General features: G+C 38.1%; 7 protein-coding genes. 6 read left to right on the top strand and 1 reads right to left on the bottom strand.

Annotated features, from left to right (window positions below):
• Positions 1 to 1,296, bottom strand: a 1,296-nt coding sequence (locus WFK35_RS16275) for a M16 family metallopeptidase (RefSeq protein WP_336733464.1), incomplete at its 3' end; no start/stop codon positions are given.
• A gap of 146 nt (positions 1,297 to 1,442) precedes the next feature.
• Between WFK35_RS16275 and WFK35_RS16270 the strand changes: the two genes are divergently transcribed.
• The 6 genes from WFK35_RS16270 to WFK35_RS16245 all read left to right on the top strand — a co-directional run.
• Positions 1,443 to 2,768 (top strand): sigma-54-dependent transcriptional regulator, encoded by a 1,326-nt coding sequence (locus WFK35_RS16270; protein ID WP_336733463.1) that lies wholly within the window; start codon positions 1,443 to 1,445, stop codon positions 2,766 to 2,768.
• 683 nt (positions 2,769 to 3,451) lie between these two features.
• Positions 3,452 to 5,146 carry a potassium-transporting ATPase subunit KdpA gene (gene kdpA / locus WFK35_RS16265; RefSeq protein WP_336733462.1) on the top strand — a complete coding sequence of 565 codons (1,695 nt, stop codon included), beginning with the start codon at positions 3,452 to 3,454 and terminating at the stop codon, positions 5,144 to 5,146.
• Positions 5,147 to 5,449: 303 nt separating this feature from the next.
• Positions 5,450 to 7,489, top strand: a complete 2,040-nt coding sequence (gene kdpB, locus WFK35_RS16260) for a potassium-transporting ATPase subunit KdpB (protein ID WP_235131498.1) — start codon at positions 5,450 to 5,452, stop codon at positions 7,487 to 7,489.
• A 101-nt stretch (positions 7,490 to 7,590) separates the two neighbouring features.
• A complete protein-coding gene (gene kdpC, locus WFK35_RS16255) occupies positions 7,591 to 8,139 on the top strand; it encodes a K(+)-transporting ATPase subunit C (protein WP_302716241.1) in 549 nt (182 codons plus the stop codon).
• Between the two features lie 12 nt (positions 8,140 to 8,151).
• Positions 8,152 to 9,237 (top strand): porin, encoded by a 1,086-nt coding sequence (locus WFK35_RS16250; RefSeq protein WP_336733461.1) that lies wholly within the window; start codon positions 8,152 to 8,154, stop codon positions 9,235 to 9,237.
• Positions 9,238 to 9,352: 115 nt separating this feature from the next.
• The coding region (locus WFK35_RS16245) for a histidine kinase (protein WP_442892065.1) at positions 9,353 to 9,988 on the top strand (636 nt) is incomplete at its 3' end.

The raw sequence follows: 9,988 nt of genomic DNA, 5'->3' as shown, positions 1-9,988 counted from the left end.
CAATCCGTCTGCGGTTTCCAGTGCTTTCATCCTCTGAATTTTAAAATCGTTGATAATCGCAGGAAGCATCCAGTCAGGAAATTCTCCTTTTTTAACCAGTTCAATCTGCTCCAGAACCAAATCTCTGGCTTCATCCAAAGTCTGTGATTCTTTCGGAACGGCAACGATGGAAAAATACCCGTACTGTTTCAGACCTACTGAATACGCCTGTCCCCACAGTAATTTTTGAGTCTGATTGATATTCAGATCCAGCAATCCTGCTTCTCCCCTGTTGCTCAGAATATTTACCACTACATCCGCCAACATTGCTTCTTTTGTGCCGTAACTTTCTGTTCTCCAAGCCAACTGTACTCTCGGCGTTGTGGGACTTTTTACTGTTCGTTTTATAATTTCCGTAATCGGTTTTTCGATAATGGGCGTTTTTTTCGGAAGCTCTCTGTAGGGAATGGTTCCAAAATATTGATCAACAAGTTGAATCGTATTTTCAAAATCAAGATCTCCCACCAAAACCATAGCATAATTGTTCGGAACATAATATTCATCAAAATATTTATGAATCGCCTTCATGGAAGGATTTTTCAGATGTTCTGCCTTTCCTAAAGTGGTTTGCTGTCCGTTGGGATGCGTAGGAAAAAGAGCATCCATCAGCTCATAATTCACCAGACGCGAATCGTTGTCCTGTGCTCTGTTGAATTCTTCATAAACAGATTCCAGTTCGGTATGAAAAAGCCTTAAGGCCAGTTCAGAAAAACGTTCTTTCTCGATTTTCAGCCATTTTTCAAGCTCATTGTTCGGAACGTTATTTTTGTAAACCGTTTCATCGAACCATGTATGTGCGTTGGTTCCGCTTGCACCTAAAGAAGAAATTGCCTTATCATATTCATTCGCAATGGCATACCGACTGGCTTCCTGAGAAACTTCATCTATTTTGCGGTAAATTTCTTTCTTTTTTTCAGGATCATTTTCAGCTTTATGCTGTTCGTATAAATCTGAAATCTGATCTAATAATTCACTTTCCTTTTCCCAGTTTTGAGTTCCTAATTTAGAGGTTCCTTTAAACATCATGTGTTCCAGATAATGTGCTAAACCTGTATTATCAGAAGGGTCGTTATTGCTTCCTGTTCTCACAGGAATATAAGTCTGGATTCTTGGAGCATCAGAATTTTGGGCAAGAAAAACCTTTAAACCATTTTTTAAAGTGTAAATTCTCACTCCATTTTCGTCATTGGAAACCGTGATATATTCGTAGTTATTTTTATCTGTATGAATTTCTTCCCTGAATTTTTTATCAATCATAAACTTCATTTTTCACCCTTAAAAATAGAATGAATACAAATGTAAGCAATCAAAAAAGAATCCTTCCATTTTATAAATATTAAAATCTATGATTAAGATTCGCATTTTATATTTAAGTTTGCATCAGTTTTCCAAATTACAACACCATGCAAGGAAACATCCTCATCATCGATGACGAGATCAAGCTCCTGAAACTATTAGGAATGATCCTTTCCCAAGAAAATTTTAACGTAAAAGAAGCTTCCACTGCACGTTCTGCGATGACGATGCTCGAACAGTATGAATTTGATGTCGTGCTGAGTGACGTAAGGCTTCCCGATGCTTTCGGAGTAGATTTAGTAAAATCCATCAAAACCAAATATCCTCATCTGGAAATTATTCTGATGACGGCTTTTGGAAATATTACGGATGCAGTTCAGGCAATGAAGAACGGAGCCTACGATTATCTGGTGAAAGGTGATGATAATGATAAGATCATTCCGCTGGTTTATAAATCTTTAGAAAAAGCAAAAGATAACAGGTCGAAAATCATCCAGAAAAGTTCTTCTTCAAAAGGTTTTGAAACAATTATCGGAAATTCGCCTTCCATTAATCAGGCAAAGAAACTGGCAGAAAAAGTAGCGTTAACGGATGCAACCGTTCTTCTGACGGGCGAAACCGGAACCGGAAAGGAAGTTTTTGCGAATGCCATTCATGAAGGCAGCGACAGAAAGAAAAATAATTTTGTAGCCATCAACTGTTCCGCTTTCAGCAAAGAAATTCTGGAAAGCGAACTTTTCGGGCATAAAACCGGAGCTTTTACAGGAGCAGTAAAAGATAAAAAAGGACTGGTGGAAGAAGCCAATGGCGGAACCCTATTTCTGGATGAAATCGGAGAAATGCCGATTGAGCTTCAGGCAAAACTGCTTCGTGTACTGGAAACCAAAGAGTTTATCAAAATGGGAGAAACGAAGGTTTCCAGATCTGATTTTCGACTGATTGCCGCTACAAACCGTGATCTCGAAGAAGAAATAAAGCAGGGAAACTTCCGTGAAGATCTTTATTTCCGACTGAATATCTTTGAAATCAGGCTTCCGTCACTTCGCGAGAGAAAAGAGGATCTGAAAGCTCTGGCTAAAAATTTCGTAAATGTTTTTTCTCAAAAACTTCATATCTCCAATATTGAAATCTCTCCGGAATATTATAAAACATTGGAAAAAAACGACTGGAAAGGAAACATACGGGAATTGAGAAATACCGTCGAAAGGAGCTTAATTCTAATGAACGACCATATCCTTGATGCAGAAAGTCTTCCGCGTTACTCTGAAAAGGTTTCTTCTGAAAACGATTCTTTCAGCATGAAATCTCTGGAAAAGGAGCACATTCAGAAAGTGCTTCAATACACCAAAGGAAACAAGGCAGAAGCAGCGAGATTACTGGAAATCGGGATTGCTACCTTATACCGCAAACTGGAAGAATATCATTTGAGATAAATGTTAATTAAAATCCACGCTGTAGATACTGGAGCATTTTATTTAAAACAATAAATAATTGATTATCATTTAATTATAACTAATTTTAAATACATTAAGAATTAAACCATTAAGTTTTCAGTTTAGAAGTTAAGATTATATAAGAGAAGCTTCGCTTTAAGCTAAAAAATGCCTTCAAAAATATACAGAACATAATTTTAGTCTGTTTTTTTTAAGAAAGAACTTATTGGTTAAAAAAATAAAACCTATCATTTTAATAACGAGCCTATCATTTTGATAGGCTTTTCTATTTTTTGGCATATGATGAAATTTAACCAAAACATTCATTTTCAATTAATTAAATTAATCTAAACAACAATGGAACTTCTTTTGGCATTGTCAGTCTGAATAAAATATTTATAAAATGACAATTTCAAGAAAAACGTTCAGAGAACGGGAGCAGTCAAAACTGAGTCTGCTGATGGTATCTTACGTAGTATTTACTTTATTAACCTTAATTGTTGCCGTATGATGTTGGTAGTTTTAATTCTTCTCAGCGCCTTATTATTCTGGGTTTCTTACAAATCCGTTGAATTTTTTGATAAAATATAAAAATTATGTGGAGTTTATTTTTCCTATCCGTTATTGCGTTTGTGTACATCTGCTATGTATTAATAAAACCTGAAAAATTTTAACCAAAAATAATGAACACAGAAATTTTAGGCATTATTGCCATGTTCACGATTACCTTAGTGATTGGTATTTTTCTCGGAAAATATATTGCTAATGTATACGGCTACAAAAAAACCTTTTTAGACAAAATTTTTCAGCCCGCTGAAAATCTGATCTATAAAATCTCAGGCATCAATCCGAACCGTCAAATGACCTGGAAACAGAATATGTCTGCGATGTTAACCATCAATTTTGTATGGTTTATTCTTGCCTTTTTTATCTTGCTGAATCAATCCTGGCTTCCTTTGAATCCGGACGGAAATCCGGATATGTCGCCGGATTTAGCCTTCAATACCGCTATCTCTTTTTTAGTCAACTGTAATTTGCAGCACTATTCCGGGGAAACGGGAGTTAGTTATTTCAGTCAGTTGTATTTAATGTTCTTACAGTTTGTCTCTGCTGCGACAGGAATGGCTGCAATGGCAGTTCTATTCAAAGCTTTCAGAGATAAAACGACAACAGAACTGGGGAATTTTTACGATTTCTTCACCAAATCTGTGATCCGTATTTTATTGCCTTTAAGTATTGTGGTTGCTTTCATCCTTTCATCCAACGGAAGTCCGATGACTTTTGAAGGAAAAGACCATGTGACCACTCTGGAAGGAGCCAAAATGGATGTTTCGCGAGGTCCGGTTTCGGCTTTTGTTGCCATCAAACATCTGGGAACAAACGGAGGAGGATTTTTCGGAGCTAACTCGGCGCATCCGTTAGAAAACCCGAATTATATGACCAATATGACGGAAATGATTGTTCAGATGATTATTCCTTTTGCACTGGTTTTTGCTTTAGGATTTTATCTGAAGAAAAGAAAACTTTCCTGGACGATTTTTGCTGTCATGACGATTGGTTTTCTGGCTTTAACCATTCCAAATGTTATTAACGAAACCAACGGAAATCCTTTGATTACGCAAATGGGAACAGATTCTCATCTTGGAGCGATGGAAGGCAAAGAAATCCGTTTCGGAAGTGCTGCTTCAGCCTACTGGAGCATTGCTACAACCGTTATTTCAACAGGGTCTGTAAACGCGATGCATGACAGTACGATGCCGCTTTCGGGGATGAATGAACTTCTTGCCATGATGATCAACTGTTTCTACGGAGGATGCGGAGTCGGAATTCTCAACTATTTCATTTTCATTATTCTTGCGGTATTCATCAGCGGATTAATGGTGGGAAGAACACCTGAATTTTTAGGCAAAAAAATTGAAGCTAAAGAAATGAAGATCGCGATGATTGTAGCTTTATTCCATCCTTTTCTGATCTTGGTAGGAACAGCTTTAACGGCTTATCTCCCTGAATTCGGAGCAAAAACGCTGAATAATCCAGGTTTCCACGGCTTCAGTGAAATGCTGTATGAATTTACCTCATCATCTGCAAACAACGGTTCTGGTTTTGAAGGTTTGGGAGACAACACACCATGGTGGAACATCTCCACAGGAATTGTGCTTTTGTTATCAAGATTTATCCCGATTATCGGCCCGGTAGCCATTGCAGGATTACTGGCACAGAAAAAATATATTCCGGAAAGCTCGGGAACGCTGAAAACAGATACTGCCACTTTCGGATTTATGACATTAGCCGTTATTCTTCTGATCGCTGCGCTGTCCTTCTTCCCTGCCCTTACTTTAGGACCGATTGCAGAACAGCTTCAGTATTTTTCTAAATAAGATTAAATAATTGAACCATTAAGACTTACTTAAGACGTTAAGAAAATTAAGCTTGTCAAATCATTAAGTTTAAAATATTCTTTGAATTTCTTGATTAAACTTCGCTTCTTAAATAAATCTTAATGGTTTAAACAAGAAAAATTTAATTCAAAAATCAATTCAAACCATTAAGCAGATTATATAAAGAAAACTAGTCTCAATTTTCATCCATACCCAACTAATATTATCCATTTTCATTCTTTAATATTAATTTGCTTTAATGGTTGATTTTGGTTTCCAATGATATAACACTTTCAAAACAAAATGAAAAATCAATCTCAGACATTGTTTCAAAAAGATTTGGTAAACGAAGCCATCAAACAGTCTTTCGTAAAACTGAATCCGAAAATCATGTTTAAAAATCCTGTCATGTTTCTCGTAGAGATCGGAACGGTTGTCATGCTTATTGTAAGCCTTTTCAGCCTTACCGGAGACAAGTCTCAAGGCAGTTTCAGCTATAATTTTTTAGTATTCGTTATCTTATTTTTTACAGTTTTATTCGCCAATTTTGCCGAAGCCATTGCCGAAGCGAGAGGAAAAGCGCAAGCGGATACTTTACGAAAAACCCGTGAGGAAACTCCTGCAAAAGTTGTCGTAAGCAACAAACAGGGATTTCAGGTAGAAACCGTGATGAAAAAATCTGCCGAAATGAAACTGGGCGATATTTTCCTTTGCGAAGCCGGAGACCAGATCCCGATGGACGGAGAAATTATCGAAGGTCTTGCAACCATCGACGAATCTGCGATCACCGGAGAAAGCGCACCTGTTATCCGTGAAGCAGGAGGAGACAAAAGTTCCGTAACAGGCGGTACAAAAGTCCTTTCCGACAGAATAAAAGTAAAAGTAACCACCAAACCCGGAGAATCTTTCTTAGATAAAATGATTGCTCTTGTGGAAGGTGCTTCCCGACAGAAAACACCCAACGAAATCGCATTAACCATACTTTTAGCAGGTTTTACGCTTACCTTTATTATCGTAACCGTTACCCTGAAACCTTTTGCAGACTACGCGCAGACACCGATTACCATTGCGGCATTTATCTCACTTTTCGTTTGTTTGATTCCCACAACGATTGGCGGTCTGCTTTCTGCAATCGGAATCGCGGGAATGGACAGAGCTTTGAGAGCCAACGTGATCACAAAAAGTGGTAAAGCCGTTGAAACTGCGGGAGATATTGATGTACTGCTTCTGGATAAAACAGGAACCATTACCATCGGAAACCGTAAAGCAACCCAATTTCATCCTTCAAATGGAATTCAGCTTGATGAATTCATTAAAGCTTCGGCACTAAGTTCCGTTGCGGATGAAACACCCGAAGGAAAATCGATCATCGAATTAAGCCAGTTAAAATCTGAAGAACTGCTTGTTCCCAATCCGGTTTATATTGATTTTACGGCTGAAACCCGAACTTCAGGAATAGATTTTGAAAACACAAGAATCCGAAAAGGAGCGTATGATACGATTAAAAAACTGACAGAAAAAGCAGGAAATATTTTTCCTTCCGAAACACAGGAAGCCGTTACCAGAATTTCCGAAAACGGAGGAACTCCTTTGGTGGTTTCTGTTAATGAAAAAGTATGGGGCGTTATCGAGCTTCAGGACATCATCAAGACTGGAATTCAGGAGCGTTTTCAGAGGTTAAGAAAAATGGGTGTGAAAACGGTAATGGTAACCGGAGACAATCCTTTAACAGCAAAATTTATCGCTGAAAAAGCCGGAGTAGACGATTTTATTGCCGAAGCAAAACCGGAAGATAAGATGAACTACATTAAAAAAGAACAGCAGGAAGGAAAATTGGTTGCTATGATGGGAGACGGAACCAACGATGCTCCCGCACTTGCACAAGCCGATGTGGGTGTAGCAATGAACAGCGGAACACAGGCAGCCAAAGAAGCAGGAAACATGGTAGATTTAGATAATGATCCTACGAAACTTATTGAAATTGTGGAAATAGGGAAACAGTTACTGATGACACGCGGAACGTTAACGACGTTCAGTATTGCGAATGATGTTGCCAAGTATTTTGCGATTATTCCGGCATTGTTCATTACGTTTATTCCGGCGCTTCAGAAGCTGAATATTATGAATCTTCACAGCCCTGAATCTGCGATTTTATCTGCGATTATTTTTAACGCCATCATCATCCCGATCCTGATTCCTTTAGCTTTGAAAGGAGTCGCTTATAAACCAATCGGAGCCAGCGCATTATTGAGAAGAAATCTCTTAATCTACGGACTGGGCGGAATTATTGCCCCGTTTTTCGGAATAAAGCTCATCGATTTAGTTATAAGTCTTTTTTATTAGGCTGGAAGTTTAAAGCTGGAAGCTGGAAATGGAACGTAAAATTTTAACTTCCGTCATCCTTCTTCCATCTTCTATCCACTCAACTCAAAAATTTAATTCAAATGAAAAATCATATTTTATCAGCATCCAGACTTACATTGGTGATGCTTGTAATTGTCGGAATATATTTAGGAATTGTTTACGCAGGTTCTAAAGTTTTACCGACTCAGGGAAATGCAGAAATTATTAATTTTAAAGGACAGAAATTTTACGCCAATATCGGACAGAATTTTACGTCTCCGAAGTATTTTCACGGTCGTCCTTCTGCGGTAGATTACAATGCGGCAGGAAGTGCGGGAAGTAATAAAGGACCGAGCAACGAAGAATATCTTCAGACCGTACAGAAAAGAATTGACACTTTAAAAATGATGAATCCCGAAATGCAGAACGCAAAAGTACCTGTAGAACTGGTAACGGCAAGCGGAAGCGGACTTGATCCGGACATTTCTCCGGAAGGCGCTTTTTATCAGGTTAAAAGAGTGGCAAAAAACAGAAATATCAGTTCGGAAAAACTGGAACAACTTATCAAAAATCAAACAGAAACATCTATTTTCGGTCCGTCAAAAGTAAATGTATTGAAACTTAACATTGCTCTGGATCAGCTTAAATAAAGTAAAAATTTTATGAAAAAATATATTGCGGCATTCTTACTGGCAGGATTTTTCTTACCGAAGGCACAAAACACAGACTCTGCAAAAACCGATGCCAAGCTGAAAATCTCTGCTTACGCTGAAGTTTTTTATACGTATGATTTCAATGAACCTTCCGGAAGAAACCGCCAGAACTTTTTGTACAGCTACAACAGGCACAATGAAGTTAACCTTAATTTAGGATTCATCAAAGCAAACTATGAAAACGACAGGATGCGCGCCAATCTTGCTCTGATGGCGGGAACCTATGCACAGGATAATCTGGCTGCGGAACAGGACGCTCTGAAATATGTAAATGAAGCGAATATCGGGATTAAAATTTCCAAAACAAAAAATCTGTGGATCGATGCAGGAATTATGCCATCACACATTGGCTGGGAAAGCGCAATTGGGAAAGATAACGTTAATCTTACCAGAAGTCTCGCCGCAGAAAATTCTCCCTATTTCGAAACCGGAGCTAAAGTTTCTTACACTTCGGATAACGGGAAATGGTTTCTGAGCGGTCTTGTTTTAAACGGATGGCAGAGAATTGCAAAAGCTGAAGGAAATAAAAGTCTTTCATTCGGGCATCAGATTACTTTTAAACCCAATGATAAGATTACACTGAACAGCAGTTCGTTTATAGGAAACGATAAACCGCAGGATGATAAAAGAATGCGTTACTTCCATGATCTGTACGGAAATTTTCAGTTGACGGATCATTTTTCCACGACGTTAGGTTTTGATTTCGGAGCCGAACAGAAAGAAAAAGGAAGTGAAAGCTACAACCTTTGGTATTCTCCAAACGTATTGATGAAATATCAGTTTGATGATCAATGGAGTCTTGCGGGACGTGTGGAATATTTCAGCGACAAAAACGGGGTTATCATCGCTACGGAAACGCCTAATGGATTTCAGACTTTCGGATATTCTCTGAATGTCGATTATCAGATCCTGAAAAATGTGGTTTTCCGTACGGAAGCGAGAGGATTTACTTCTAAAGATGCCATTTTCGTAAAAAATGACAATTTAAGACAGGGAAATTTTTTCATCACCACCAGTTTAGCTGCCTGGTTTTAAGAGAAATTATTAAGTCTAAAGCCGGAAACCTCACAGGTTTTAAAAACCTGTGAGGTTTGTAATGACTTTGATAACGATGATAATCCTTTAAAATAAAATTAAAACAATAAAAGCCATGTCTTCTTCAGCAAAAGATTTTTTAGAACTCATCCAGAAATCCAGAAAAGGGAAATTTAAAATCTACATCGGAATGAGCGCGGGTGTAGGAAAAACCTTCCGTATGCTTCAGGAAGCGCATGCTCTTTTGCGAAACGGAATTGACGTAAAAATTGGCTACATTGAAACCCACGGAAGAGAAGAAACTGTCGCTTTAACAGACGGAATCCCAGAAATACCGAGACGGTCTTCTTTTTATAAAGGTAAAAATCTGGAAGAAATGGATCTTCAGACCATTATTAATACCCATCCCGAAGTTGTTTTGGTGGACGAACTGGCTCACACAAACATTGAAGGTTCCAAAAATAAAAAAAGATGGCAAGATGTTCTGGAAATTCTGGATAACGGAATCAACGTCATCAGTGCGATGAATATTCAGCATATCGAAAGTCTGAATGAAGAAGTAAAAAAGATCACCGGAATAGAAGTCTCGGAACGGGTTCCCGATAAAATTCTGGCTCTGGCGGATGAGGTTGTGAATATCGATTTAACCGCCGACGAACTTCTAACGCGCCTGAAAGAAGGAAAAATTTACAAAAAAGAGAAAATCCAGACGGCTTTAAGCAATTTTTTCCAAAGCGTACATATTTTGCAG

It is taken from the genome of Chryseobacterium sp. VD8 (assembly GCF_037149975.1).
In the GTDB taxonomy this organism is placed as follows: domain Bacteria; phylum Bacteroidota; class Bacteroidia; order Flavobacteriales; family Weeksellaceae; genus Chryseobacterium; species Chryseobacterium indicum.
Note: the sequence above shows the minus strand (reverse complement) of the source record. Positions and strands in the feature narration are given on the sequence as shown.